This is a genomic window from Pseudomonas sp. LRP2-20, assembly GCF_024349685.1.
In the GTDB taxonomy this organism is placed as follows: domain Bacteria; phylum Pseudomonadota; class Gammaproteobacteria; order Pseudomonadales; family Pseudomonadaceae; genus Aquipseudomonas.
Map to the genome: position 1 here is coordinate 3,333,877 of NZ_AP025944.1, position 26,648 is coordinate 3,360,524.

At 63.0% G+C, this 26,648-nt stretch carries 20 protein-coding genes; 10 read left to right on the forward strand and 10 right to left on the reverse strand.

Features of this window, described 5'->3' with window-relative positions:
- Positions 1–17: 17 nt before the first annotated feature.
- Positions 18–593 (forward strand): molybdenum cofactor guanylyltransferase MobA, encoded by a 576-nt coding sequence (mobA, locus tag OCX61_RS14855; RefSeq protein WP_261940176.1) that lies wholly within the window; start codon positions 18–20, stop codon positions 591–593.
- Positions 594–659: 66 nt separating this feature from the next.
- Here mobA and OCX61_RS14860 read toward each other — a convergent pair whose 3' ends face one another.
- The 5 genes from OCX61_RS14860 to peaA form a co-directional block, all read right to left on the reverse strand.
- Complete coding sequence (locus tag OCX61_RS14860) at positions 660–2,333, reverse strand: fatty acid CoA ligase family protein (protein ID WP_261940177.1); 1,674 nt, start codon at positions 2,331–2,333, stop codon at positions 660–662.
- Positions 2,334–2,472: 139 nt separating this feature from the next.
- Positions 2,473–3,594 carry a quinohemoprotein amine dehydrogenase subunit beta gene (peaD, locus tag OCX61_RS14865; RefSeq protein WP_261940178.1) on the reverse strand — a complete coding sequence of 374 codons (1,122 nt, stop codon included), beginning with the start codon at positions 3,592–3,594 and terminating at the stop codon, positions 2,473–2,475.
- 32 nt (positions 3,595–3,626) lie between these two features.
- Positions 3,627–3,950: a quinohemoprotein amine dehydrogenase subunit gamma gene (gene qhpC, locus OCX61_RS14870; protein ID WP_261940179.1), complete on the reverse strand. Its 324-nt coding sequence runs from the start codon at positions 3,948–3,950 to the stop codon at positions 3,627–3,629.
- Between the two features lies 1 nt (position 3,951).
- Complete coding sequence (gene peaB, locus OCX61_RS14875) at positions 3,952–5,382, reverse strand: quinohemoprotein amine dehydrogenase maturation protein (RefSeq protein WP_261940180.1); 1,431 nt, start codon at positions 5,380–5,382, stop codon at positions 3,952–3,954.
- A 48-nt stretch (positions 5,383–5,430) separates the two neighbouring features.
- Entirely contained in the window at positions 5,431–6,996 is a 1,566-nt protein-coding gene (gene peaA, locus OCX61_RS14880; protein WP_261940181.1) for a quinohemoprotein amine dehydrogenase subunit alpha, read from the reverse strand.
- A 496-nt stretch (positions 6,997–7,492) separates the two neighbouring features.
- On the opposite strand from peaA, the gene OCX61_RS14885 reads away from it, so the two are divergent.
- The 7 genes from OCX61_RS14885 to OCX61_RS14915 all read left to right on the forward strand — a co-directional run bounded on the left by OCX61_RS14885 (position 7,493) and on the right by OCX61_RS14915 (position 15,308).
- On the forward strand, positions 7,493–8,986 hold the full coding sequence (locus OCX61_RS14885) for an aldehyde dehydrogenase family protein (protein ID WP_261940182.1): 1,494 nt from the start codon (positions 7,493–7,495) through the stop codon (positions 8,984–8,986).
- Between the two features lie 350 nt (positions 8,987–9,336).
- On the forward strand, positions 9,337–11,172 hold the full coding sequence (tssI, locus tag OCX61_RS14890) for a type VI secretion system tip protein TssI/VgrG (RefSeq protein WP_261940183.1): 1,836 nt from the start codon (positions 9,337–9,339) through the stop codon (positions 11,170–11,172).
- 21 nt (positions 11,173–11,193) lie between these two features.
- On the forward strand, positions 11,194–11,769 hold the full coding sequence (locus OCX61_RS14895; protein ID WP_261940184.1) for a DcrB-related protein: 576 nt from the start codon (positions 11,194–11,196) through the stop codon (positions 11,767–11,769).
- The gene (locus OCX61_RS14900) at positions 11,766–12,989 is read left to right on the forward strand and encodes a PAAR domain-containing protein (protein ID WP_261940185.1); all 1,224 of its coding nucleotides are present in this window, start codon (positions 11,766–11,768) and stop codon (positions 12,987–12,989) included. The genes OCX61_RS14895 and OCX61_RS14900 overlap by 4 nt, the downstream gene beginning before the upstream one ends.
- The gene (locus OCX61_RS14905; protein WP_261940186.1) at positions 12,986–13,459 is read left to right on the forward strand and encodes a YrhA family protein; all 474 of its coding nucleotides are present in this window, start codon (positions 12,986–12,988) and stop codon (positions 13,457–13,459) included. Before OCX61_RS14900 ends, OCX61_RS14905 begins: the two co-directional genes overlap by 4 nt.
- Positions 13,460–13,504: 45 nt before the next feature.
- Positions 13,505–13,900, forward strand: coding sequence for a hypothetical protein (locus OCX61_RS14910; RefSeq protein ID WP_256573842.1), 396 nt, complete (start codon positions 13,505–13,507; stop codon positions 13,898–13,900).
- Between the two features lie 160 nt (positions 13,901–14,060).
- On the forward strand, positions 14,061–15,308 hold the full coding sequence (locus OCX61_RS14915) for an IS256 family transposase (protein ID WP_261940187.1): 1,248 nt from the start codon (positions 14,061–14,063) through the stop codon (positions 15,306–15,308).
- A gap of 214 nt (positions 15,309–15,522) precedes the next feature.
- Here OCX61_RS14915 and qhpG read toward each other — a convergent pair whose 3' ends face one another.
- The 5 genes from qhpG to OCX61_RS14940 form a co-directional block, all read right to left on the reverse strand.
- The gene (gene qhpG / locus OCX61_RS14920; RefSeq protein ID WP_261940188.1) at positions 15,523–16,815 is read right to left on the reverse strand and encodes a flavin-dependent monooxygenase QhpG; all 1,293 of its coding nucleotides are present in this window, start codon (positions 16,813–16,815) and stop codon (positions 15,523–15,525) included.
- Positions 16,808–17,479, reverse strand: a complete 672-nt coding sequence (qhpE, locus tag OCX61_RS14925) for a subtilisin-like serine protease QhpE (RefSeq protein WP_261940189.1) — start codon at positions 17,477–17,479, stop codon at positions 16,808–16,810. Before qhpE ends, qhpG begins: the two co-directional genes overlap by 8 nt.
- Entirely contained in the window at positions 17,469–19,202 is a 1,734-nt protein-coding gene (locus OCX61_RS14930) for an ABC transporter ATP-binding protein (RefSeq protein ID WP_261940190.1), read from the reverse strand. The genes qhpE and OCX61_RS14930 overlap by 11 nt, the downstream gene beginning before the upstream one ends.
- Before the next feature lies 1 nt (position 19,203).
- Entirely contained in the window at positions 19,204–21,117 is a 1,914-nt protein-coding gene (locus OCX61_RS14935) for a sigma-54-dependent Fis family transcriptional regulator (protein ID WP_261940191.1), read from the reverse strand.
- A 302-nt stretch (positions 21,118–21,419) separates the two neighbouring features.
- A complete protein-coding gene (locus tag OCX61_RS14940; protein WP_261940192.1) occupies positions 21,420–22,667 on the reverse strand; it encodes an IS256 family transposase in 1,248 nt (415 codons plus the stop codon).
- 374 nt (positions 22,668–23,041) lie between these two features.
- Here OCX61_RS14940 and OCX61_RS14945 point away from each other — a divergent pair, with 374 nt between their 5' ends.
- Both OCX61_RS14945 and OCX61_RS14950 read left to right on the forward strand, forming a co-directional pair.
- Entirely contained in the window at positions 23,042–24,370 is a 1,329-nt protein-coding gene (locus tag OCX61_RS14945; protein ID WP_261940193.1) for a hypothetical protein, read from the forward strand.
- 32 nt (positions 24,371–24,402) lie between these two features.
- Positions 24,403–26,637 (forward strand): Ig-like domain-containing protein, encoded by a 2,235-nt coding sequence (locus OCX61_RS14950; RefSeq protein WP_261940194.1) that lies wholly within the window; start codon positions 24,403–24,405, stop codon positions 26,635–26,637.
- The last annotated feature ends 11 nt before the right edge of the window (positions 26,638–26,648 follow it).

Genomic DNA, 26,648 nt, shown 5'->3' on the forward strand with positions numbered 1-26,648 from the left:
GCCCGGAACCCTTTTTCATGCCTGATGCCCTGCCCCCTTGCTCCGTCCTGATCCTCGCCGGTGGCCGCGGCCAGCGCATGGGCGGGCGTGACAAAGGCCTGCTGGAATGGCGCGGCGAGCCGTTGGTCGCGCATATCCAGCGTACCGTTCGGCCGCTCAGTGATGACCTTGTGATTTCCTGCAACCGCAACCAGCAGGCGTACAAGGCTTACGCAGACCAACTGGTGGGCGACGCCGAGGCGGACTTCCCCGGGCCGCTGGCCGGGGTGATTGCCGGGCTGCAGGTGGCCAGGCATGAATGGGTGGTGCTGCTGGCGTGCGATGCGCCTTTGGTTGACAAGGTGTTGATCGATAGCTTGCGGCAGTTGGCTGTGACCGGTGACAGTGTCGCAATGGTGCGCCAGGGCGGGTTTTGGCAGCCGATGTTCAGCGTCTTGCCGCGCCGGGTGTTGCCGGTGCTGGAGCAGGCTTGGCTGGCGGGTGAGCGCAGCTTGCAGAAGGCCTTGTTGCGGGAGGCGGTGCAAGGGCTGGAGTGTGCCGATGATGATCCGCGGCTGAGCAACTTCAATAGCCCCGATTTGCTGCAAGGCTGAATACTCCACCCTCTGTACCGGCCCTTTCGCGGGCAAGCCCGCGAAAGGGCCGGTACAGGCGATACATCATCGCGCCGTCAGTTCCTCGATGCTGATCTCGCGCATCCGGAACTTCTGCACCTTGCCGGTCACCGTCATCGGGAACTCGTCGACGAACCGGAAATACCTGGGCACCTTGAAGTGCGCGATCCGCGCTTTCGCCCAGTCGCGCAGCTCGTCCGCGCTGGCGGTATGCCCAGGATGCAGGCGCACCCAGGCGACGATCTCTTCGCCATACTTGCTGCACGGCACGCCGATCACCTGCACATCGGCGACTGCCGGGTGAGTGAAGAAGAACTCCTCCAGCTCCCGCGGGTAGATGTTCTCGCCGCCGCGAATGATCATGTCCTTGCTGCGCCCGACAATGCGCACATAGCCCTGCTCGTCCATCACCGCCAGGTCACCGGTGTGCATCCAGCCTTCGCCATCGATGCTCTCGGCGGTGGCCTTGGGGTTGTTCCAGTAACCCAGCATCACGCTGTAGCCGCGGGTACACAGTTCACCGATCGTGCCACGCGGCACGGTGTTGCCGTCGGCGTCGACCACCTTGCTCTCCAGCCGTGGCTGGGTGCGGCCGACGCTGGTCACCCGGCGCTCCAGGTCATCGTCGGGCCCGGTCTGCAGCGACACCGGGCTGGTCTCGGTCATGCCGTAGGCAATCTGCACCTCGGCCATGTGCATCTCACCGATCACCCGGCGCATCACTTCGATCGGGCAGGTGGCGCCGGCCATGATCCCGGTGCGCAGGCTCGACAAGTCGAATTCGCCACGCTGCGGGTGGTCCAGCTCGGCGATGAACATGGTTGGCACGCCATACAGGGCGGTGGCCTTTTCCTCGGCCACGGCGCGCAGGGTTGCCAGCGGGTCGAAGGCATCACTGGGGTAGATCAGCGTGCTGCCGTGGGTCATGCAGCCCAGGTTGGCCATGACCATGCCGAAACAGTGGTACAGCGGCACCGGTACCACCAGGCGGTCGTGTTCGGTGAGGCCCAGGCTTTCACCGACCATGTAGCCGTTGTTGAGGATGTTGCCGTGGCTGAGCGTGGCGCCCTTGGGGAAGCCGGTGGTGCCGGAGGTGTACTGGATGTTGATCGGGTCGTCGCAGTGCAGTTGCGCCTGGCGCTCGGCCAGGGCATCACGGCTGACCGACTCGGCACGGGCTTGCAGGTCATGCCAGGCGAGGAAGCCAGCCGGTGGTGAGAGCGCCAGGCTGACCACCCCGCGCAGTTCGGGGAAACGCTCGCAGACCAGAGCACCGGGCTGACCGTTCGCCAGGCCCGGGATCAGGCCCAGCAGCATGGCGTGGTAATCGGAGGTCTTGAAGGCGTCGGCGCAGATCACCCAGCGGCAGCCGGACTGGCCGAGGGCGTAGTCAAGCTCGCTGGAGCGGTAGGCCGGGTTGATGTTGACCAGGATCGCGCCGACCTTGGCGCTGGCAAACTGGGTGATGCACCACTCGGCGCAATTGGGCGCCCAGATGCCTAAGCGGTCGCCGGGCTGCACGCCCACGGCCATGAGTGCGCGGGCGTGCTGGTCGACGGCATCGGCCAGTTGCTGCCAGGTGTAGCGCAGGGCCTGGTGGCGGACCACCAGCGCATCGCGCTCGGGGAAGCGGGCGACGGTGGCGTCGAAGGCGTCACCAATGCATTGGCTGAGCAGGGCCTTGGTCGGGTTGCCCTGGGTGTAGCTTGGCTGGGGCATGGGCGCTCTCTTGTTGTTCTTGTGTGGTCTGGACTTACCTCTTCGCGGGCAAGCCCGCTCCCACAGGGATCTGCACAAGCGCTGCCGGTTGCGCATCACTTGTGGCAGCGGGCTTGCCCGCGAAGAAGCTCACACCGACTTAGCGGACGAACACCTGCGGTGTGGTGGTGGACATGTCACCGCCCGGCAGCTTGATGTTCTTCACCTTCTCCAGTGTCTCGGGGTCGAACACCGCCAGGTCATTGAAGGTGCCGCCCAGGTACAGCTTGTCGCCCTTCTTGTCGAAGGTCACGCAGTAATAGGTGTGCTCCAGATTAGCCGCCTTGATCAGCTTGCGCTGCTTGATGTCGTACTTGGCCAGGCGGTTGAGCACGCCGTAGATCTGGTTCGGGTCCTTCGGCGAGCGCAGGCCGGTGAAGTACAGCTCGGTCAGGTCGGCGAACTCCTGGGTGTGGGGTTTGCCGGTCTTGAGGTCGATGCTCAGGTAGCCGTACAGCGGCTGCGCCTCGTTCGGGTCCTGCTTGGCGTCCTTGAACCTGGCAATGGTGTAGAGCATCGAGAACTCATGGCGCGGGCTCTGGTGCGGCCAGAAGTACAGCACATCCGGGGCACTGTAGCCTTTGCGGTTCCAGTTGCGCAGCGGCAGGGCCACGGTGTACTTGCCGGTCTTCACGTCCATCTTGTAGATGTCCGGCCCCACGAAGAACAGGCTGCCATCATCGGCGGCGCGCATCAGGTAGACCTGGCGCGGCATCGGGAATGTGCGCAGCGGCTTGGCCTCCAGGCCGTCAGCGGTGCTGTACACCTCCAGGCGCGGTGGCTTGACCACGTAGTGGTCGTTCAGGCGCTGGGTCGGGTTGACCGTGGCGTACACCTCTTTGCCATCGGGGCTCAGGGCAAACGAGTACATCGACTTGCCGACTTCGCCGGGCACGCTGGACAGATTGGCGTGGAAGGTGGTCTTGCAGGTGTCCAGGTCGATGCCGTAGATGTCGGCATAATGGTTGTTGAGCACGTAGGCGGTGCGGTTGTCCGGCGCCATCATCGCGGTGCCGGGGCCGAACTTGTCGGGCATCTGGCAGCTCTTGTACAGCGTGTCGCTGGCCACGTCGATGACGTGCAGGTTGTTCGGGTAGTTGGTGGTGATCAGGTATTCCTGGCCAGCCTTGAGGGCCGGGCCGGCATCATCGGCCTGTACCGCCCAGGTGCAGGCTGTGGCGGCGATGGTCAGCGCGAGTTGCGCGCAGCGTCCAGCTTTCATGCGGTTTCCCCTTGTCATTCTTGTTGGGCCGGTCACTTGTCTTTAGGGAACACGGTGCCGAGGTTGCGCCAGTCTTCCTGGGAGTTGTTCGCCTGGGCGTTCCAGTCCTGGTAAGTATTCATCATGTCCGGCACCTGGGCCGGCCACCAGCAAGGGTCGGAGCAACCGTACAGGTCGGCCTCCATCGGCTGGCACAGCGAGCTGACGCCGCCAAAGGCGTCCACTTCCCAACCCGGGTCGGTGGTGGCGGTGCAGCCGGCCACCGCGCTCATGGCCAGGACGTCGGCGACGCGGTCTTCGGCGGCGGCCTGTTCGAGGATGCGCGCCTTGTTGTTCAGGGGCTTCAAATGCTTCATGTCAGTGCGCCTTCCGCGGGGTGATGTAGCGGTCGATGAAGGCCGGGTTGGCGGCCATGATGCGGCTGTAGACCTCGATGCCGAAGTCGACCCAGTCGCGCATCAACTCGCAGTAGTGGTAGGTCGGGTGCTGCGGGTCGCCGTAGCGGGCGTAGCTCTCGTGGTAGCAGCCGCCGGAGCACAGGTTGCGGATGCGGCAGCTGTCGCAGCCGGTGTTGCTGCGGTCCAGGCGCTGCGACAGGAAGTCGTTGAGCTGTGCCTGCTTCACGCCCTGGTGGACGTTGCCGAAGGTTGGCAGGCTGGAGCCGGTGAAGCGGTGGCACAGGTTCAGCTCGCCTTCGTGATCCACGGCCAGCATCTTCAGCCCGGCACCGCACGGCAAGGCCTTCTTGTGGCCTTCGTGGATGTCGGTGATCAGCTGGTGCAGGTTGGAGAAGCCGATGTTGCGGTGCTCCAGCGCCGCCTCCAGGTACTTGCGGCCCAGCGCCTTCATGTTGGCGAACACCTGCAGCAGCTCTTCGCCGGTGAGGTTGAAATCGGCCATGTCGCCGGAGGTGACCGGGGCAAAGCCGACTTCAGCGAAGCCCATTTCGTTGAACAGGTGGTTCCAGATGGTCTCGACGTCGGTGATGCCACGGGTCAGGGTGACCCGCGCGCCCACCGGGCGGCTGGTGTAGCGCGACAGCAGCAGGTCGGCCTTGCGCCGCACCACGTCATAGGTGCCCTGCCCGCCCACGGTGATGCGGTTGCGGTCGTGCACGGTCTTCGGGCCGTCGATACTGATCGACAGGCCGAAGCGGTGGGCGTTGAGCCAGTCGATGATCTCTTCGGTGAGCAAGGTCGCGTTGGTGGTCATGATGAATTCCACCTGCTTGCCGGCTTCGGCGAAACGCCGCTCGCAGTAGGCGACCATGTGCTCGATCAGCGGCCGGTTGGACAGCGGCTCGCCACCGAAGAACACCACGCTGTAGCGTTCCTCGTTGGGCGACTCCTTGAGCAGCATCTCCACCGAGGCTTCGGCGGTGGCGGTGCTCATCTTCTTGCCGGCGGACGGTTTGTCCAGGTCTTCCTTGTAGCAGTAGGTGCAGCTGAGGTTGCAGCCGGTGTTGACGTTGAGCACCACGGTGTTCAGTGCCGTGCGCTCGACCTGCTTGAGGGCGATTTCCGGGGTCAGCGGCGAGCCGTCGCTGACCAGCTCCAGTGCGATCAGCTCGCGCAGGGTGCCCTGGATTTCATCGCCGGCAAACTGCTGGCCAAGGCGCTGCATCAGCTCCTCGGCCGAGCAGCCTTGCTGGCGCAGGGTGTCGATGATACCGCCGGTCACCGCGTCGGCGGTGAACAGCGAACTGCTGGGGATGTGGAACAGCATGCGGTCGGCATCGACCTGCACTTCGTGCAGGTTGCGTTCGACCAGGTTCAGTAGCGCGCCCATGGCGACCTCCCGATAATCGATGCGTTGGAAAACCGTTGCCCACTGCCGTTACGGCAGCGGCGGGTTGTTCCAGCGCTGGACGGTGACGATCATGTGGCCCTCACCGCTCTGGCCGCCGTCTGCCAAGGTGGCGATGACTTTCAGGTTGCCGGCGTTGTTGGTCATCATCTTGCGCGCCGGGTTCGGGCCGGCACCGCCAGGCACGAACACACCGTCGGCCTGCATCTGCCCGGCGAACTTGACGTCTTCGTCCTCGACCGCACGCTCGTTGAACGGCTCGACTTTCCAGTTGGCCGGCAGGTAGCCGATACGCAGCGGCTGGCCATTGGCGTCCTTGCCCCAGGCTTCGGCTTCGAAGCGCCCCTGGACCTTCGGCACCGACGCACCGTTTTCGCCGATGCGGGCGATGGAGAATGCCGGCACCACCTTCACTTCCTCGACCTTGTCGTACACCGCCAGGTTTGCGCCCTTGAGCTCACCCACGGCAACTTCGCGCTGGCCAGGCTTGGCGTCGGCTGCGGCTCGGGCCTTCACGCGCACCAGGGTCGGGCTCTGCTCCAGCACCTCGGTCACTTCCACGCCGGCGCCCAGGTCAGGCTTGCCGGCAAGGCCGGTGCCAACCAGGGTGATCTCGCTTTCGCCACCGGCCTTGATGAATGCCGGCTGTACCGCGAGCAGGCGGGCCTTGCCCTCTTTGGCTGCGGTGAAGTCCAGGCCACGCTCGTCGTGATCGGCTTCGAACATGCGACCCTTCATCTCGCCGTCCAGCGCGGCGAAGACCTGGCGCAGGTTGCTGTCGCCGACCTTGACGTTGCCGCGCCATTCATAGCCGTTATAGAGAATCGCCGTGCCACTGCCGTTGAACGGCGTGCCGTCGGCGTAGCTGCCCTTGACCTCGACCTTGAAGGTATCGCCCTGGTCGGCGCTGACGGTCATCACCCCGCGCACATCGCCCTTGGCCAGCATGTGGCCGCTGAACGCCCACTGCCCCGGCAGTGCTTCGGCGGTCGGCTTGGCCTTCTGCCATTCGGCCCAGGCCGGGCTTTCCAGCGGGAAGCGCTTGGCCAGGTCCGGTACCACTTGCTTGAGGGCGATGTCCAGCCAGTCGCGGTCACGTGCCTGGGCCTGGTATTCCAAAGACGGCCACTGGCCGAGGTGGAAGTTGATCAGGTGTTCCCACTCCTGCGCCGGGCGCCGTTGCAGGGCGACACGGGCGCCGGAGTGGCAGCGGCCACAGGTTTCGCTGAGCTGGGTGTCGAAGTGCTCGACGGTGTTGAGCCGGCGCTCCATGGCGTAGCGCACGCCATCGGTCTCACTGGGCGCCAGGCCCTGCTTGTCGGCCAGGTACTTGACCAGGGCGCGACGGTCGTCGTCACTGATCTGCAGGCCATGCATGACCTGCATGCGGGCGATGCTCATCAGCCAGCCTTCCGGCGTCTTGCGCTGGTGGCTGATGCGGCTGTAGGTATCGTTGCCCTCAGGGATATGGCACCCCATGCACTTGTTCTGCAACAGGCTCGGGCCCTGCTCGGCCGCCATGGCCTGGGTGCCCAGCAGTGCGGCGGCGACCAGCGCCAGTTTGCCCGCATGCCGCCGGAGTCGAGTCGTCTTCAAGGTCAGACCTCCACGGTTGTTGTTCTTATGGTTTTCACACGCTTTGGGACAGCAGGTGTGCATGTGAAGGTTGTGATACAGAAACTGTGCCAAGTGGGATAAAAGTGTTGTATTTCAGGTTTTTAGCAGTTTTCGTCAGGGGTGTTGGGCGGTTGCCTGAGTCGTTGAAGCGTGCCATTTCGCGACAGGGTGTTTCATCCTGAGACAGGGCCTGCTGTGCAGGCCATTCGCGGGGCAAGCCCGCTCCCATAGGTACAGCGTATAGCTCAAGTACTGTGCAGATCCTGTGGGAGCGGGCTTGCCCCGCGAAGAGGCCGGCACAGTCACTGTTTCATCACCGTCTCACCTTGTCTCAATGTGCAACAGCGCAGCCTTGCAATCCCAACCTGGCACCTTCGCAAAACCCAACCCGTTCAGCACCTTGCGGCCATTGGGCAACCTTGGCACGGCCATTGCGCCAGTGCCTGCCACATCCAATGACAAGAGGCTCAGCCCCATGCTTTCCGAACTGCCCATCCTGCCCGCCACCCGCGCCTTCCTCGAACGCAAGCTGAAGATGCGTATCGGCGCCGACTGGCAGGACGCCGCCAGCGGCCGCACCCTGGCGTTCCGCAACCCGGCCACTGGCGAGGTGCTGGGCGAAGTGCCCGCCGCCGAGGCCGAAGATGTCGACCGCGCGGTGCGCGCCGCACGCCAGGCCTTCGATGATTCGCCGTGGAGCCGCATGCGCCCACGCGAGCGGCAGAACCTGCTGTGGCGCCTGGCCGACCTGATGGAGCGCGACGCGCAGCAACTGGCCGAGCTGGAATGCCTGAACAACGGCAAGAGCGCCGCCGTGGCCAAGGTCATGGACGTGCAGCTGGCCATCGACTTCCTGCGCTACATGGCCGGCTGGGCCACCAAGATCGAGGGTAGCACCGTCGAAGCGTCCATGCCGCTGATGCCCAATGACCAGTTCCATGGCTTCGTGCGTCGCGAAGCGGTCGGCGTGGTCGGCGCCATCGTCGCCTGGAACTTCCCGCTGCTGCTGGCCTGCTGGAAGCTCGGCCCGGCCCTGGCCACTGGCTGCAGCGTGGTGCTCAAGCCGGCCGACGAAACCCCGCTGACCGCGCTCAAGCTGGCCGAGCTGGTGGACGAGGCTGGCTACCCGGCCGGGGTGTTCAACGTGATCACCGGCACCGGCCTGAACGCCGGTGCAGCGCTGAGCCGCCACCCGGGCGTGGACAAGCTGACCTTCACCGGCTCCACCGAAGTGGGCAAGCTGATCGGCAAGGCGGCCATGGACAACATGACCCGTGTCACCCTGGAGCTCGGCGGCAAGTCGCCGACCATCGTCATGCCCGATGCCAACCTGCAGGAAGCCGCCGCCGGCGCCGCCACGGCGATCTTCTTCAACCAGGGCCAGGTGTGCTGCGCCGGCTCGCGCCTGTACGTGCACCGTAAGCACTTCGACAATGTGGTGGCCGACATCGCCGGTATCGCCAATGGCATGAAGCTCGGCAGCGGCCTGGACCCGGCCGTGCAGATGGGCCCGCTGATCTCAGCCAAGCAGCAGGACCGGGTCACCGGCTACATCGAGCTGGGCCGCGAGCTGGGGGCGACCATCGCCTGTGGCGGTGAAGGGTTTGGCCCGGGTTACTTCGTCAAGCCGACGGTGATCGTCGACGTCGACCAGCGCCATCGCCTGGTGCAGGAAGAGATCTTCGGGCCGGTGCTGGTGGCGATGCCGTTCGACGACCTCGACGAAGTGATCGGCATGGCCAACGACAACCCCTATGGCCTGGGCGCGAGCATCTGGTCCAACGACCTGGCGGCGGTGCACCGGATGATTCCGCGGATCAAATCGGGTTCGGTGTGGGTCAACTGCCACAGCGCGCTGGACCCGGCGCTGCCGTTCGGGGGTTACAAGATGTCCGGTGTCGGGCGTGAGATGGGCGCTGCGGCTATTGAGCATTACACCGAGCTCAAGTCGGTGCTGATCAAGCTCTGATGTATTGATCGCCTGCTGTGCGCTGGCTGCCCACTTTTATCCAGGGTGAACAGCGCACTGCCAGTGCTCCGTGGATGCAGGCTATTTTGTAACCCCTTGATTCAGACACTTTTTGACATCGGTTTCGAGCGTGAGGCCCTTGTCGGCCGCGCAGCGACCGCAAAGCAGCGCCAGTGCTGAGCCGGCGCCCTTCTCCAAACGCCGGGCGCTCGCAAACTGTGTAGGAAAGCGTGAAATTTCTCGGTTTCCCGGTCCTACAAACGCCTGTTTAACCTCAACACACCGTTCATTGCTGCCCCTTCGATCATTGCCCTAACCTCCGAACGCTTCTCGCATTCAAGGACAACGCAATGATCATGGACCTGGCCGCGCGCCTGACGCCGCAGCATCGCCGACTGTTCCGGTTTCACCACCCGGCCGAACTCGACCAGCCACTGCTGCTGCAGAGCTTCAAGGGCCAGGATGGCCTTTCACGGCCATTCGCCTACGAGCTGCTACTGCTCAGCGACACGCCGCAGATGCCGCTGAAGTCGATGATCGGCCAGCAGGTCAGCATCGAGATCGAACTGGCCGATGCCGCACCGCGCTTCATCAACGGCTACCTCACCCACTTTGCCAGCCTGGGCAGCGATGGCGCCCTGGACCGCTACGGCGCCACCCTGAGCCCATGGCTGGCGATGCTCCGGCACCGCACGGACACGCGCATCTTCCAGAACTGCACGGTCGATGAAGTACTCGCGCAAGTCTTTGCCCTGTACCCGGCTTACGCCGCCTATGCCTGGCGCCTTAGCCAGCCGCTGAAGCGCCACACCTACATCACCCAATACCGCGAAAGCGACCTCAACTTCGTCCAGCGCCTGCTGGATGAAGCCGGCTTGTTCTACTTTTTCGAGCACAGCCTCGAAGGCCACACCTTGGTCATCGGTGACGACTCCACCGTGCTAGACGCGCTTCCCGAGCAGCCGCAGATCCGCTTTCACAGCGCCTCGGTCACCGAAACCGCCGACTCGATCACCCAATGGTGCGGCCACCGCCAGCTGCAGGCCGGCAGCATGGCGGCGCAGACCTTCGACTACCGCCAGCCACGCAACCGCCTGCCAGTGGCAATGCGCAGTATCAACCAACAGGGTGAGGTGCAGCGCTTCGAGGTCTATGACCCCGGCCAGTACACCCACAGTACGTCTGACGAAGGCGAAGCGTGGATGCGCCTGCGCATCGAGGCGTTGGAGCTGACCGGCAAACGGTTCGAGGGCGCCAGCAACTGCCGGGCGATGCGCCCCGGCTACAGCTTCGAGTTGCTGCAGCACCCTGGCCATGAGCGTGGCCCGCTGGAGGAGCGCGAGTTCCTGCTGATGGAGGTGAACTGCGAAGGCCACAACAACTACCTCACCGGCCAGCAGGCCAGCTACTTCAACGCCTTCACCTGCGTGCGCAAGAAGATCCCATACCGCCCGCCGCTGGGCACGCCAAGGCCGACCATCAGCGGCCCGCAGACCGCCATCGTCGTCGGCCCGCCGGGCGAAGAAATCTTCACCGACGAACTGGGCCGGGTGAAGGTGCAGTTCCACTGGGACCGCCATGGCGGGTTCAACGAGCAGAGTTCCTGCTGGGTGCGCGTGGCACAGGCTGGGGCCAGCGGTGGGTTTGGCAGCATCCAGATCCCACGGGTGGAAGACGAGGTGGTGGTGATGTTTCTCGACGGCAACCCGGACCGCCCGCTGATCATCGGCAGCCTCTACAACAGCAGCAATACCCCGCCCTGGGCGCTGCCAGCGAACAAGACCCAAAGCGGTTTGTTGACGCGCTCGATCAAGGGCCAAGGGTCGAATGCCAATTTCTTGCGCTTTGACGACAAGGGTGGCGCTGAGCAGGTGATCCTGCATGCCGAGCGCAATCTGGATACGGAAGTGGAGGCGGATGAAAAACGCGTGGTGGGTGGCAATCGGTCCATCACGGTCGGAGGCAAGCACGCCGAAACCATCCGGCTGGAAAGCAGCACTGCTGTGGAAGAAGGGTCGTACTTCGTCACGGTCGATCAGGGGGCGGTGCGGATCAAGGCGGCAACGTCCATCACGCTGGAAGTTGGGGGTAGCCGCCTGGAAATGAAAGCGGATGGAAAAGTCATCCTGTCTGGTGTGGAGGTAGACCTCACAGGCAGCAGCATCATCAATTTGAACAAGAACTAGTCAGGGACAAGGAACAGTCTTATGCATCGTCCGAATATTTATGACCGGCTTTCACAGCGGCGCGAACAGCAAGAGCGACTTGAGCGTGAGCGGCTGGAACAGGAAGCATTGAAGGCCGTGCCGCCCCCGCGCTTTTTCACCAACGAACTGAGTTTTGTTCGCCCAGAAGCACTCAAGGACAAGACCTACCAACTTCTGACATTGACTGACATTGGGCCGAGTCCGTTTTCACTGGTAATAGGTCGGTCGCAGGTTTCACCCGACGTAGATCTGGAAGTGCTTTCTCAACGGCTGTTGAAGGAATTGGAGAAATCACTCGCTCATCTTCAATGGCTCGAGCCGCTTTCACCTGCCGAGGTGGCAGGCGTGGAGGCTAGACGAGCCGAGTTGCGCTGGCGTCAACAAGGTCAGCCCGTGCACCAGATTCAGCTGATTTTTCTGCACCGGGACGAACATGGATGCCCGCTACTGATTCAGATCACCGCGTCCAGCAACAATCCCAAGGGCATGACCGCTATCGAGCGCAGTGCCTTCGAGGAAATGCTCGGCAGCCTGGCGCTACGCGCAACGGAAGTTGAAAAGGCAGCCGCCGTATGACCGGCGCAGCTGCCCGACAGGATGATCCGGTAGAACACTCCAGTGCATTGAGCGGGTTATTGGCCGGCCTTGCTCTGGGGGCCGGAGCGGTGCTGGTCGGGATTGCAGTGGTCGGAACCGGTGGACTGGGTGGTTTGGCAATTGCGGCCATGATCGGCGCTGGCGCCGCAACAGGCGCTGGGATTGGTCAGTTGCTGGGAAGTCTTTCGCATGCTCAACGCGAGACCGGGTGGATTACCTCAGGCTCTGACAACGTGCATATCAATGGCAGGCCTGCTGCCAGAGCGCATGTCGATAAAGCGCTGTGCACCGATCATCCCGGCGTGCCGCAAACCCTGGCTCAAGGCAGTCGCACGGTTTACATCAACGGACAACCTGCTGCACGCGTTGGGGACAGTACGGTCTGTGACGGGAGAATTAGTGCGGGGTCATCGAACGTGTTTATCGGCGGTGATACCGAGACCACGGATGAGATCGTTCCAGAAGTACCCGGATGGCTTGAGGCGGCGGTATTTGGAGTGGGGGTTGCCAGTGCGGTGGCGTTGGTGGGGCCGGCAATGACGCTCTGGGGGATGTTTGGGGGTGTGGTTGGCGGCACCGTTGCAGGTGGCTATGGAGTAAAGCTGTATGGTCAGGATTCTGATCAACAAAAACTTTTGGCGTTTGGCGGAGCAGTGATAGCCGGAAGTTTGGCATCACGTTACCGATTCGGTGAGAACGGAGGTCTTGCTGCCAATTTTGGCAATCTGAAGATAACAAGACGTAGCGCAAAAGGCTATGTCGGCATGCTGCGCGGTGAGCTTTACAGGCTACCGGATGTGAAGACCGAGAGATTTCTCTATATCAAACGCCCGACCGATCAATTGAAGACCTTGCGGAGGGAGTTTGATAGCAGGGCTAGGTCTCAGTTTCTGAAAGAGTTATCCAGCGATGCGGAGAAGGTCACCCTCCTGAAAAAGGCAGGATTTAATGATGCGGAAATAAGCAGAATTCAAAGTGGAAGGGTACCTAGCAAAGAGTGGGAGGTTCACCATGTATGGCCTCTGGATGATGGAGGTACAAATGATTTTAGCAATCTGACACTTATCAAAAGTGAACCATTCCATAAAGTGTTAACGAATCAGCAGAAGGCTTTGACAAAAGGAATGCTGGCTGGCGATAAGCGCTGGATGGAGTGGCCAGTCATAGACTCGAAAATCTATCCGGGCCCCGGAGAATGAAATTGAATATTGAGGCTGAAAAGATAATACTAAAATTGATCAGTTCACTCTGTCCCGCGGAGATATTTGTGGGGAGGGCTGCCAGTAAGCATGATATTGAACTGCTTGAGCTATCTGTAAGGCGAGAATTTTCTGCAATTCTCCCGGAGCAGTATATGGATTTTTTGTCCAGGTTTGATGGCGTGGCATCAGGAGGGGTATTTATATATTCAAGTCGGCCGCATAAGTATCCTGACAGTGATGGCTTTAGTCATGACTTTTTAGAATTAAACCAAATTGCGAGGGAGGTAGAGTTTATGAGGAATTTTTTAGTGTTTGGGGAAAGCGATCAAGACGAGTATGTGCTGGACTTGCTGAGCGGAAGATACCAAGTGAGGGATAAACAAGCTTTTGATAATATTTTTGAGGAATTCGAATGTTTCGACGATATTTTAGGCTTTATGGTGAATCTAATCATGCAGCGCACTTGAGAGGCTGATAAATTTAGCGCTCTGTACTATTACATTGAGCCGGAGGTGGCAGGAGGGCTGGGTGGCGGGACAGTTCTGGATGCCTCTATACATCCTCCTGTTGTTCACTCTTTGGAATTTCAGTTTGATGGTTGGCTTGGCGATCAGCTTCTTGAGTCTTTTCCTTGCTTTATTGTTGCTGAAGTCGTATCGATCGCAATAAAAGAGGCTGGCCTCTCGGGGGTCGGCTTTGGTCCTGTTGGTGTTAAAAAATCCGAAATCTTTGATGCGTTCAACCCCGGTGTGATGCTTCCGGAGTTTGTATGGTTGAAGGTTTTCGGCGTAGCGGGTGTCTCTGATTTCGGTCTGGCTCAGGATCATCGTCTGGTTATTTCGGAAGCGGTATATAAACTTCTCAAGAGGTTTGGTCTGGAAAATGCGGAAGTTCGGGAGTGTAGCTAGAGGCGTTGGCTTTTGTTGAGGTGGTTTTGATTGCATGAGAAAGCGGGTTAAGGAACGGATTGTGATCTGGCTCTCACTCTGCCCCCGTTGCAGTGCTTGCTCTGATGTGAGGGTGTCAGAAATTTTGTGTTCGGGCATAACATGAGTAAGAGGTGCATGTATGCCAACCAAAAAGAAACCCTTGCGTAACCTGCCCAAAATCCCCAAAGAGCTGCTGGAGCAGTTCGGTGAGGGCCTGATGACCGCAGAGGCTATCGAGGATGCCTCTGCGGCGTTCAAGAAGGCCTTGATCGAACGCGCTCTGCATGCCGAACTTGGCGACCACCTGGGTTATCCGCCGGGCGCGCAGCGCCCAGAGGATGAAACCAACCAACGTAACGGCAAGAGTGGGAAGACGGTTTTGACCGGTGATGGCCCGCTGCGTCTGGAAATTCCTCGCGACCGAGACGGCAGTTTTGCGCCCATTCTCATCCCCAAGCACGAGCGGCGGTACACCGGTTTCGATGACAAGATCATCGCCATGTACGCTCGTGGAATGACGGTCAGAGAGATCCGGGCCTTTCTGTCCGAGCAGTATGGAACCGACGTTTCGCCTGATTTCATCAGCTCTGTAACTGACGAGGTCATGGAAGAGATTGGTGCTTGGCAACAGCGGCCACTGGAGCCGATGTACCCGGTCATTTTCTTCGATGCGCTGCGGGTGAAGATCCGCGAAGAAGGCTTGGTGCGTAACAAGGCCATCTACCTGGCACTGGGTGTTCTACCCGACGGGACCCGCGATATCTTGGGTATCTGGATCGAGAACACCGAGGGTGCAAAGTTCTGGATGAAGGTCTTTAACGATCTCAAGACACGTGGTGTCGAAGATGTGCTGATTGCCGTGACCGATGGCCTCAAAGGCATGCCAGAGGCTCTCAGCGCCGTGTTCCCAGAGACGACGCTGCAGACGTGCATCGTGCACCTGATCCGCAACAGCCTGGACTACGCAGCCTGGGACAAGCGCCGGGCACTGGCCAAGGCGCTGAAGCCGATCTACCAGGCCATCAATGCAGAAGCGGCTGAGCAGGCACTCGATGAGTTTGAAAACGGGCCTTGGGGCAAGCAGTATCCAACGGTCGTTGCGGCCTGGAGACGCGCCTGGGATCGAGTGATTCCGTTCTTTGTCTTCCCGCCAGCCATCCGGAAAGTGATCTACACCACCAACGCCATCGAGAGTATCAATGCCCAGCTGCGCAAGATCATCAAGACCCGAGGCCATTTCCCGAACGATGACGCAGCTACCAAGCTGATCTGGTTGGGGCTGCGAAACATCACGGCGAACTGGGGCTCAGCGGCGCATGATTGGAAAAGTGCGATGAATCAATTCGCGATTTTGTACGGAAATCGGTTCATCAGGCCAACCTGGTGAAAATCAGGGCCTGCCTGACGGCAGGCCGTTACCGGCCCGAACACAAAAAATCTGACACTTCCTCTGATGTCAACCGTGAACTACCCTCCGAGCCTGCCATGTTCATGGCCATTCGCTAGAGTACGGTTTACTAACCATGAACTCTCCAATATCTTGAGCCGACTGCAGTTGTTCGCTAGATACTGCACCTCCTTGCCCAGCACGCTCTGCGCGCTCAACGATAACCTTGCTCAACCAGCCATCGCCGCAGCATCATCTGATGCTCCACCGGCTTCCCATCCAATTCGGCATCAAGCGCTCCACCTGCAAGCAATCTGAGCACCACCGGTGCCAACTCGATCCCCTGCAAATGCCACACGCCCAACGGCTGATCCGCCGTCACCACCACCTCGGCCTCGTCCACCAACCCCTCACGCAACACCGGCCGCCGCGCCACCCGCACCGCCGTCCAGTCCGCCGCCAGATGCAACGGCTGCGCATCCGGCCAAACCCGACGGCGTTCCCAGAATGGCTGCCCTGCGCGTTCAAGCTCCTGCCCGTAGAAGTCCCGCCCGATACGGGCAAAGCGCAAAAACAGCTGCTCTATCCGCTGCTGATGGAACTGCCTGGCCAGTGCCGCGCGCTCAGGCCGGCGCAGCAAGGTGTTGATCACCACCGGTGCCTGCAACGCCGAGGACAGCGACTGGAAAATCCCGTTCCCCGACAATGGGTCAACCGCCATCGCCGCATCGCCCACCCGCAGCCAGTCATCCCCGACACAGTCGCCCGCGAGGATTGCCGTGCTGCTGCGGGCATGCACCTGAGCAGGTTCCAGCGCACGGGCATCGAACAACTCGGCCACCAGCGCCGACGCACGCCGGCGTGCGGCGCAATATTCCGGCAACGCCGCCTTGCCCGGCAGCCCCTCGGCGTCCAGCGTGACCTGCCAGTAGCAACGGCCATCGGCCAGCCTGGCCATCCACGCCCAGCCATCGTCCAGGCTTTCCACCGCCGACGCCGGCTCGCCAGGTGCTGACTGCCAGAGGTTGAGCAGGCTGACCGTTTCCGGGCCACGCAAGCGGTCGGCCGCCAGCGGCGCCTGGCGACCGCGCGCTTCGACCAGGAAGTCGCCCTGCAGAAGCTGCCCGTCATCCAGGCGTACCTGGTAGCCCTCGGCGCGGGAAACGTCGCGTACACGCCCTTCCACCAGCGTCACCCCTGCCCGCGTCAGGTCATCGCGCAAGGCGCGGTCGAAACGCTGGCGATCGAGCAGAAACTCCTGATTCAGTTGCAGGTGCTGGCCATTCCAGCGCACCTGGCGCGTCGCCGGCACCGCCGCCTCGGCCAGGGCGCCACCCAGGCCGGCATGGCGCAGCCCTTCCAGCACCCGTTGCGAAACCCCTTCCACAGCGGCAAACCGTCGCCAATCGGAGACGACGGTGACCGGGTAACCCAGCCGGCACAGGCCCAGCGCAGTGGCAGCACCCGCTGGCCCGGCGCCCAGTACCAGAATGCGAGGTTCAGGCATCTGCCGCACCTCGGCGCTCCGGGCCGCTGAACGCAGCATTGGCCTGCAGCCAGGCATAGACCTGTTGCCGGTCCAGGCCAGGCTGCTGCTGCAACAGCGTCGCAATCCGCCCGCTCACCGCCGCACAGCCAAGACTCGCTCCGGCCCGGCCGCGCTCGCCGACATGGCCACCGAAGTCGGCCTGGGCACTGCCGAGCCACGACCATTGCCCTGGCGCGCAACGGGCATCGCCGGTGATGCGGATGACCCCCGGATACGCAGCCGGGTACACCGCACTGCCCTGCGCCGGGCTGGACGCGCACAGCAGCACCCCGGCCTGCTGCACCTCGGCACAGGCCTGGCGCAACACGGCCCGGTCCTGCTGCAAGCCAAGGCTGAGATTGATCATCGTCACACCCTGCTCAGCCAGCCAGAACAACCCGGCGGCAACCTGCAAGGCGCTGGTGCTGCCTTGTTCGGTGAATACCTGGGCCAGCAACAGCGGCAGTTCGCCCGCCTCGGCTTGCAAGCTGGCCAACACAGCGCTGCCATGGCCAAGCCGGTCAGGTTGCAGCTCACCCTCGCACAGCACACCCTCGTCCAGCCAGAAGCTTCGCGCTGCGACCAATGCCTGCGAAGGCGCACAACCACTGTCGATCACCCCGACCCGGAACTCAGCGACCATGCTTGATCACCTCCTGGGGCAGAACGCGCAGTTGCCCACCTTGCAGATGCAGGTGCAGGTCGGCATCGGCCAGGGTCGATGCACGGTGGCTGATCAAGATCCGCGTGCGCCCGGCGAACAATTCGTCGATGGCGGCGATCACTTCGCGTTCGGTGGCTTCGTCCACCGCCGAGGTCGCCTCGTCGAGCACCAGGATCGAAGGCGCCTGCAGCACCGCCCGGGCGATGGCGATGCGCTGTTTCTGCCCGCCGGAAAGCTGCTGGCCGCGCTCGCCAAGCAGCCCGTCCAGGCCCAGCGGCAAGCTCTCGACCAGGCTGTCGAGGTGAGCCAGTCGAACCACCCGTTCCAGCTCCTCACGGCTGGCCTGTGGTGCGCCATAGGCAAGGTTCTGCGCCAGGGTGCCGCGGAACAGCACGATGTCCTGGCTGACCACCGCGATGCGCTGGCGCACGGCGGCCAGATCAAGCTCGCGCAGGTCGGCGCCATCAAGCAGGATGCGCCCGGCATCCGGGTCGTAGAAGCGCTGCAGCAGGTCGATCAGGGTCGATTTGCCGACGCCGGAGGCGCCGCTGATGGCGACTTTCAGGCCACCGGCGATGCAGGCGTCGACCTGCGCCAGTACCGCACCCTGGCGCCCGTCATGGGCAAAGCTCACGCCTTCCAGGCGCAACTCGCCCGGTCCTTGCGGCATGGGCCTGGGCGATTCAGCCTCGCGCACTGCCACGGTTTCCTGCTTGAGCTCCATCACCCGGCCCAGGCTCACCGCCATGCGCTGCACCGCCACGTACAGGCCCAAGAGGCTTTGCACCGGGCCGACCGCCATGCCCATGTAGGTTGAAAACGCGATCAGCGCGCCAAGCTGCCAGGTGCCCTGGATCACCCACCAGCCGCCGACCAGGAACGCGCAGGCGCGGCACCAGGAGGTCAAAGTGCCGGGGATCGCCTGGGTGAAGAACTCGGTCACCTGCACCTTGAGCAGCTGGCGCATGTAGCCCTGCCCCAGCTGGTCCAGGCGCCCGGCTTCACGGTTCTGCTGGCCGGCGGCCTGGATGAACTTCATGGCCGGCAAAGTCTCGACCAGGAACGACGACACGTCGGCCGAACGCTCGCGCAGGTTGCGTACCTCGCGCTCGACCTTGCGCCGCATCCAGCGCAGCCACAGCACTTCGATGGGGATCAACAGTGCCAGCAGCAACGACAATTGCCAGGACAGCATCAGCATCAGCGCCACCGCGCCGACCAGGCCAATCACCGCCGAAACCGCCGAAAACAGCGAGTCCACGGCAAAACGCTGGATCTCGGCAACATCGCCGTCGAGCCGCGAGAGGATGTCGCCGGTACGCCGACGCCCGTAGAAGGTCGGCGACAGCTGCTGCAGATGGCGGTACAGGTCATCGCGCAGGGCAAACAGAATGCGCCCCGACAGGCGCGTGTGCAGGTAGCGGTTGACGCCCGCCAGCACGGTGCCCAGCAGGCCGGCGCCGATCATGATCGCCGCCATGTGCCAGAGGGTCTGGTAATCCTTGGCCAGCAGGCCCTCGTCGATCAGCGTCTTGACCAGCCAGGGCTGTACCAGGGCCAGCAGCGAAGCGCCGAAGGACAAGCCCAGCAGCACGCCGATGGCCCGTTGATGGGGGCGGACGAAACCATACAGCCAGGCCAGGGCCTGGCGCATGAGCAGAGGGTTGCTGGATTCCACCAGCCTGGCGAACAGGTTACCCATGTCAGCCGCGCAACTGCTTGAGCTTGCGGTACAGCGTTGCCCGGCTGATACCCAGCGCTTCAGCGGCAGCCGAAACATTGCCCTGATGGCGAGCCAGGGCGCCACGAATCAATTCCAGTTCGTTGTCCTTGAGGCTGCCGGAAGGCGTCGTGCCGCTGGCCAGTTCTTCCAGCAGGCAATCGGTCAGGTGGTCGAGGGTCAGCACCTGCTCACCGTCCTCGCGCATGGCCAGTGCGGTGCGCACGACCATTTCCAGCTGGCGGATGTTGCCCGGCCAGTCGAAGCCTTCGAGCAACGCCGCCAGGGCCGGGTCGAGGCTCACGCCCTTGGCGCCGGACTTGTCCAGCAACCCCTCGATGATGCTCGCCAGGTCATCGCGCTCGCGCAGCGCCGGCAGGCGCAGAGACACGCCGTTGACCCGGTAGTACAGGTCTTCGCGAAAATGCTGCTCCTGCACGAGGCGCTTGAGGTCGCGGTGGGTGGCGCAGATCAGCGCCACGTCAATGTCCTGCTCGTCGCCCGCGCCCAGCGGCGCCACCCGGCGCTCCTGCAGCACGCGCAACAGCCGGGCTTGCAGGGCCAGCGGCATGTCACCGATCTCGTCGAGGAACAGCGTGCCACCCTGGGCCTGCATCAGCCGCCCGACCATGCCGCCGCGGCGCGAGCCGGTGAAGGCACCCTCGCGGTAGCCGAACAGTTCGGACTCGATCAGCCCCTCGGGAATCGCCGCGCAGTTGACCGCAACGAACGGTTTGTCGGCACGCGGGCTGGCCTGGTGCAGGGCACGGGCCACCACTTCCTTGCCGGTGCCGGTCTCGCCCAGCAGCAACACTGGCAAGCCATTGCCCAGGCCCTGGCGGGCCATGCGCAGGTTGCGCGCCAGCCGCGCATCACCGCCGGCCAGGGCATCCAGCGCGGGGGATTTGTTGGGCGCTGCCGGTCTGGCCTGCGCTGCGCCGCCATTGAGCGGGCTGTGCCGTGGCAACTGCAGTGCACGGAAGAAGAATTCGCCCTTGGCCGTCTGCACGGTGCTCACACCCCCCTGCCACAGGCGGGCGATGAAGGCGGGTGAACGCTCACCCAACAGGTCGCTGCTGCGGCGCCCGATCAGGCCCTGGCGTGGCACCTGCAGCAATTGGCAGGCGTTGTCGTTGGCGGCCAGCACCTCGCCGTCCAGGCTCAGGGCCAGCAGGCCGTGCCAGGCACTGTTGAGGTATTGCGGGCGGCTGTGGAAGGCCAGCACCAGTTGCTCAGGGTGGCACAGGCCGAACATGCGGCTTTCGATATTGCCAGCCGCCAGCATAAGCATGGTCAGGCTGTCCTGGGGCTGGGCCATGACCCCTTCGCGGGTGATGTCGAGCACGCCGATCACTTCGCCGCGCGGGTCGCGCAGCGGTACCGAAGTACAAGAGAACGGGCTGAGGCGGTCCAGATAATGCTCGCCGCAGTTGATCAGTGTCGGCCGGCCTTCGACCACGGCGGTGCCAATGGCATTGGTGCCACGCAGCGATTCGCTCCAGCAGCTGCCGGGGTGCAGGTCGCGCAGACCTTCGCGTTCCAGTACGTGCTTCTGCCCTTCGATGGCCAGCACGTTGGCCTGGGCATCGCCGAGGATGATGATGCCGGCCTTGCCCTGGCGTGAGACCAGGTAGTCCAGCTCTGGGGTGACGGCGTCCACCAGCAGGCGGTTGCGTTCCAGCAGGGTGCGCAGGTCGTGGCCTTGCTGCAGCCCCAGGCCGACCTGTTCGCCTTGCAGGCAATCCAGGCCATGGCCAAGGCTGCGGCGCCAGGAAGCGTCGATTTCATCGCGCAGCATGCCCATCGGCAGCTCGCCTTCGCTGGCCAGACGCAGGCGGGCCTGGCGGGATTCATGCAGCGGGTCTTGGGCGTTTGTTATGGGGAATTGTCGCGCCATGGTTTGCTCCAGCTGTGGCCCTTGGGGTCAGGGCTACGGGCTTGGTATTTTTTTCCGCAGTGTGCGGGAGATTTTGGTGGGCGTCGAGGTGCATGGTTTGGGAGATGTGTTGCCTGGGAGATCGAGCGCCGCCCGCGCGGCGCATCGCGAGCTCTGCTCGCTCCTACGTTTGTTTCGGGCCAGTAATGCCTGTGACGGGCGCGCGCGACCGCCTGGTTCGTAGGACGCGATATCGCGCCAGGAAGTGTCAGATTTTTTGTGTGCGGGCCGGTAACGGCCTGCCGTCAGGCAGGCCCTGATTTTCACCAGGTTGGCCTGATGAACCGATTTCCGTACAAAATCGCGAATTGATTCATCGCACTTTTCCAATCATGCGCCGCTGAGCCCCAGTTCGCCGTGATGTTTCGCAGCCCCAACCAGATCAGCTTGGTAGCTGCGTCATCGTTCGGGAAATGGCCTCGGGTCTTGATGATCTTGCGCAGCTGGGCATTGATACTCTCGATGGCGTTGGTGGTGTAGATCACTTTCCGGATGGCTGGCGGGAAGACAAAGAACGGAATCACTCGATCCCAGGCGCGTCTCCAGGCCGCAACGACCGTTGGATACTGCTTGCCCCAAGGCCCGTTTTCAAACTCATCGAGTGCCTGCTCAGCCGCTTCTGCATTGATGGCCTGGTAGATCGGCTTCAGCGCCTTGGCCAGTGCCCGGCGCTTGTCCCAGGCTGCGTAGTCCAGGCTGTTGCGGATCAGGTGCACGATGCACGTCTGCAGCGTCGTCTCTGGGAACACGGCGCTGAGAGCCTCTGGCATGCCTTTGAGGCCATCGGTCACGGCAATCAGCACATCTTCGACACCACGTGTCTTGAGATCGTTAAAGACCTTCATCCAGAACTTTGCACCCTCGGTGTTCTCGATCCAGATACCCAAGATATCGCGGGTCCCGTCGGGTAGAACACCCAGTGCCAGGTAGATGGCCTTGTTACGCACCAAGCCTTCTTCGCGGATCTTCACCCGCAGCGCATCGAAGAAAATGACCGGGTACATCGGCTCCAGTGGCCGCTGTTGCCAAGCACCAATCTCTTCCATGACCTCGTCAGTTACAGAGCTGATGAAATCAGGCGAAACGTCGGTTCCATACTGCTCGGACAGAAAGGCCCGGATCTCTCTGACCGTCATTCCACGAGCGTACATGGCGATGATCTTGTCATCGAAACCGGTGTACCGCCGCTCGTGCTTGGGGATGAGAATGGGCGCAAAACTGCCGTCTCGGTCGCGAGGAATTTCCAGACGCAGCGGGCCATCACCGGTCAAAACCGTCTTCCCACTCTTGCCGTTACGCTGGTTGGTTTCATCCTCTGGGCGCTGCGCGCCCGGCGGATAACCCAGGTGGTGGCCAAGTTCGGCATGCAGAGCGCGTTCGATCAAGGCCTTCTTGAACGCCGCAGAGGCATCCTCGATAGCCTCTGCGGTCATCAGGCCCTCACCGAACTGCTCCAGCAGCTCTTTGGGGATTTTGGGCAGGTTACGCAAGGGTTTCTTTTTGGTTGGCATACATGCACCTCTTACTCATGTTATGCCCGAACACAAAATTTCTGACACCCTCTCGCGCCATGCGCCAAGGCGTTCGCGTGCAAATCCCACAGGAATAATTGGCCCGAGACAAACGTAGGAGCGAGCAGAGCTCGCGATGCGCCGCGCGGGCGGCGCTCGATCTCCCAGGCAACGCACCTCCCAAGGCATGCCCCCCTAACCCCAATACTGGGGAACACCGCCCACCAGAAAACCTGCCAGAAGCATCCCCTCAAACTCCCGAAACCCAGTCCCCACGCGCCCTCCAGCCAAACATGAAAATTTTGGCACGGCTGTTGCCCTAGTCCTCCCAGACGCCCCAAGTCCATGGGCCCGTTAGCAGGAGGAACTGACTCATGCTCCGACCGATACCCAACCCGCTGGCAGTGGCGATCGTCGCCGGCCTGTTCCAGCTCCCGGCGCAGGCAGCGCTGTACGCCGTCGACACTGGGCCCTATACACCTGAAAACGGTCACTACGCCGCCTGGTACCAGGATTCCCATGGCCGCACCCTTGACCTGTGCCTGTCCAAGGCCGTGAGCTCACGCGTCGCTGGCGCCCCCGGCGCACCGTCGTACATGTGCACCCTGTTGCCTGCCCCAGGCATCTTCGACGACACCCAACCCTTGGTCTTCCCGACCAACTGGCCGGATGAATCCTTCTGGTTCACCGCCGATGCGGCCATCAACGACGTCGCCAGGGGGGTCAACCTGACCTACGTCAGCGCACTCGAAGCCGCGTTCGGCGGTGGCGACCCGGCAGAAAACGACCAGATCAGTTTTGCCCGCGTGCGGATCCGCGTCGACGTGCCCGTGGCCGGCACCTACGTGGTCACCCACCCCTACGGCGTCGAGGTGTTCGATGTACCCGCCGCCGGGCGCCGCGCGATCAACATGACCCGCGACATCGGCATCGGCTCTGCCGGCACCTTTACCGGCGCACTGAAGGGCGATGTCGGGCCGTTCCTGCGCAGCGTCAACGGCCCCTACACCGAAGGCAGCGAGAAATTCATCGGTGACCCCAACCTCAACGAACGCGTCACCGGCAGCCCGTTCAACACCAACTTCGTACGCATCGAAGGCCCTAACGGCATCGACCTGCGGACCGACCTGTTCGCCGTTTCCGGCAAGCTCTCCGAAGTGATCCGGCCCACCCCGTTGATCCCGCTGCGCAGCACCTACTCGCGGCACACCGAAAACGGCGACCTGCGCGCCCAGCAGGATGTGTTCGTGCTGGCCCCTCCACCGCCCGGCAGCGCTACCCTGACCAGCCAGACCCCTAACCTGCCACTGACCGAAGCCAACGGCACCGGCACCTGGTATGCCCAGTCCGCGCTCAACCCGGCGCTGCCGACCAGCATGCTGGTCAGCGCCGACAACAGCGTGGCCATCCCCACCAGCAGCGTCACCACCGCCAGCTTGCCGCTCACCGACCTGGTCACCATCACCCGGGCCGAATACAGCCTGGCCAACGCCACCCTCACCGTGATTGCCACCAGCAGCGACGAAACCAACCCGCCTGCCATGACAGCACGCACCGGCAACGGCACCTTCATCGGCAATTTCACCGGCGACGGCGCCCAGAAAAACCTGGTAGCCAACTTGTCGCCCGTTCCGCCGGCCAAGGTGCAGGTCACCAGCGCCAATGGCGGTAGCGACATCGAAGACGTGGTGCTGGTGCCATGAACAGACAAAGGCTTGGCCTTCAAGGAGGCAGCATGAACACTTGGCAACGCCGTGCGCTGTTGGCCGCCGGTTTTTCCCTCACCCTCAGCAGTGCGGCCTGGGCCGCCCTGTCCGACGTCGACCCGGGCCCCTACACCTTCGCTACCGGCGGTTTCCCGCTGTGGTACAAGGACAGTGACGGCCTGTCACTGGAACTGTGCCGCTCGCACGCCGTCAGTACCCTGGTCGCTGGCGCACCAGGTGCACCGGCCTACATGTGCACCCTGCTGCCAGAGCCGGGCGTCTTCGACGATACCCTGCCCCTGGTCTTCCCTGACAACTGGCCTTCAGAAATGTTCTGGTTCCTGGCGGAAACCAGTATTCCCGCGGTTGGTAACAGCGGCTATGAGCTCGACGCCTATGTGGCTGGCATAGAAGCGGCATTCGCTGGCGGCAACCCGGTCGATGGCGACCAGCAGAGCTTTGCCCGTATCCGTATCCGCGTCTCGGTCCCGCGTGCCGGTACCTACACCATCACCCACCCCTATGGCGTCGAGACGGTCAACGTCACCACACCCGGGCGCCGGGCGATCAACATCACCCGTGACATCGGTATCGGCGCGCCAGGCAACTTCACCGGGGCGCTCAATGGTGCAATCGGCCCCTTCGTCCAGGGCTTGGGCGCACCCTATACCGCAGTGAACCCGGACACCGGCACCACTGACACCTTCATCGGCGACCCCAACCGGCCAGAAGCGATCAAGGGCAGCCCGTTCGGCACCAACTTCATTCGCATCGACGGCCCGCCCGGGCGCATCGAGACCAACCTGTTCACCGTCTCCGGCAAGGTGCTCGACCAGCGCCCACAGTTGCCGGCGTCGCTGGAGCGGGCAACCTACTCACGCAATGGCAGCGGCACCCGGGTGGAAGTGTTCGCCAAGGCCCCGACAGGCTCCAGCGTCTGCTTCCGTAATGGCCTGGCCCTGGTCGGCACGCCACCATCGCCTTGCCAGTTCAGCATGCTCACGGACAACAACGGGCTGTTCTTCAGCCAGCAACTGAGCCAGGTGGCGCCGCCGCCGGTCGTGGTGGTAACGGCCAGCAGCAGCGACATCAACACCCAGCCAACCGCCATTTCGAGCAAGCTGTCCGATGTGGTCAAAGTCAGCACCGCACGCTACGAGTGGGCCAACAAGCGGCTGACCATCGAGGCACGCTCCAGCGACGAAGTGGTGATCCCGGACATGGTCGCCCAGGGCTACGGTCGCCTGTCCAAGTCCGGCACCCTGCAGACCCTCACCCTCAATGACGTCAGCCAGCCACCGGCCACCGTCACCGTCAAGTCGAGCCATGGCGGCGTAGATGTGGAGCCAGTGGTCGTCGTCGGCACCGCGCCGGTCGAGGCCGCCAACCAGCCACCGGTAGCCCAGGCCGATGTCGGCAGCACCAGCGTGGGCGTGCCGTTGACCATGAACCTGCTGCTCAACGACAGCGACCCGGACGGCAACGTGCCACTGAGCATCACCGACGTGACCCAACCGGCTACCGGCCAGGGCAGCGTGGTACTCAACGGCAGCACCGCCGTGACCTACACCCCGCCGCCAGGCGCCACGCAACCGGTGGTGGCCACCTTCAGCTACCGGGCGATGGACGCCAAGGGCCTGAAGTCGCAGCCGGCCACCGTGACCGTCAACGTCGCGCCCAACCAGGCACCGACCGCCAACCCGGAAACCGTGACCACCCTGGCCGCGCCGCTGACCATCAACGTGCTGACCAACGACACCGACCCAGAAGGGAACGTGCCGCTGACCGTCACCAACCTTACCCAGCCTGCAGCCGGCCGCGGCACGGTGAGCACCGATGGCACCACGGTCAGCTACACCCCTCCGGCCACGGTGACGACCGCCTTCACCACCACCTTCACCTACCAGGCGCGTGACTCCCTCGGTGCGGTATCCGCCCCGGCCACCGTCACGGTCAACGTGCAGCCACGGCCTGCCGCCGGCGAGACCTTCACGGTCACCGCCGCCACCGTCCTGGCCCGCTCGAACAACCGTTACAACTGGGATGTCAGCGGTACCTCGTCGGTGACCACCGGCAACACCGTCACCGTGCGGGTCACCACCACCACCGGCGTGCAGACCCTCGGCACCACCACGGTACCGGTGACCGGCCGCTGGCGCCTGACGGTGAGCAACAGCACCACGATCGTCCCGACGGCCGCACCGACCGCCACCGTGACAAGCAGCCAAGGCAGTACCCGTACCGTCAACGTGACTGTGCAGTAAGGCCAGGAGAA

What these genes read in the sequence shown, in the direction of transcription:
- OCX61_RS14885 (WP_261940182.1), top strand. Translation starts at nt 7,493, where the DNA reads ATGCTTTCCGAACTGCCCATCCTGCCCGCCACCCGCGCCTTCCTCGAA.
- OCX61_RS14945 (WP_261940193.1), top strand. Translation starts at nt 23,042, where the DNA reads ATGCTCCGACCGATACCCAACCCGCTGGCAGTGGCGATCGTCGCCGGC.
- OCX61_RS14905 (WP_261940186.1), top strand. Translation starts at nt 12,986, where the DNA reads ATGAAATTGAATATTGAGGCTGAAAAGATAATACTAAAATTGATCAGT.
- OCX61_RS14915 (WP_261940187.1), top strand. Translation starts at nt 14,061, where the DNA reads ATGCCAACCAAAAAGAAACCCTTGCGTAACCTGCCCAAAATCCCCAAA.
- OCX61_RS14930 (WP_261940190.1), bottom strand. Translation starts at nt 19,202, where the DNA reads ATGGGTAACCTGTTCGCCAGGCTGGTGGAATCCAGCAACCCTCTGCTC.
- OCX61_RS14895 (WP_261940184.1), top strand. Translation starts at nt 11,194, where the DNA reads ATGCATCGTCCGAATATTTATGACCGGCTTTCACAGCGGCGCGAACAG.
- OCX61_RS14860 (WP_261940177.1), bottom strand. Translation starts at nt 2,333, where the DNA reads ATGCCCCAGCCAAGCTACACCCAGGGCAACCCGACCAAGGCCCTGCTC.
- qhpE (WP_261940189.1), bottom strand. Translation starts at nt 17,479, where the DNA reads ATGGTCGCTGAGTTCCGGGTCGGGGTGATCGACAGTGGTTGTGCGCCT.
- mobA (WP_261940176.1), top strand. Translation starts at nt 18, where the DNA reads ATGCCTGATGCCCTGCCCCCTTGCTCCGTCCTGATCCTCGCCGGTGGC.
- peaD (WP_261940178.1), bottom strand. Translation starts at nt 3,594, where the DNA reads ATGAAAGCTGGACGCTGCGCGCAACTCGCGCTGACCATCGCCGCCACA.
- tssI (WP_261940183.1), top strand. Translation starts at nt 9,337, where the DNA reads ATGATCATGGACCTGGCCGCGCGCCTGACGCCGCAGCATCGCCGACTG.
- OCX61_RS14935 (WP_261940191.1), bottom strand. Translation starts at nt 21,117, where the DNA reads ATGGCGCGACAATTCCCCATAACAAACGCCCAAGACCCGCTGCATGAA.
- peaB (WP_261940180.1), bottom strand. Translation starts at nt 5,382, where the DNA reads ATGGGCGCGCTACTGAACCTGGTCGAACGCAACCTGCACGAAGTGCAG.
- OCX61_RS14900 (WP_261940185.1), top strand. Translation starts at nt 11,766, where the DNA reads ATGACCGGCGCAGCTGCCCGACAGGATGATCCGGTAGAACACTCCAGT.
- qhpC (WP_261940179.1), bottom strand. Translation starts at nt 3,950, where the DNA reads ATGAAGCATTTGAAGCCCCTGAACAACAAGGCGCGCATCCTCGAACAG.
- OCX61_RS14950 (WP_261940194.1), top strand. Translation starts at nt 24,403, where the DNA reads ATGAACACTTGGCAACGCCGTGCGCTGTTGGCCGCCGGTTTTTCCCTC.
- OCX61_RS14940 (WP_261940192.1), bottom strand. Translation starts at nt 22,667, where the DNA reads ATGCCAACCAAAAAGAAACCCTTGCGTAACCTGCCCAAAATCCCCAAA.
- qhpG (WP_261940188.1), bottom strand. Translation starts at nt 16,815, where the DNA reads ATGCCTGAACCTCGCATTCTGGTACTGGGCGCCGGGCCAGCGGGTGCT.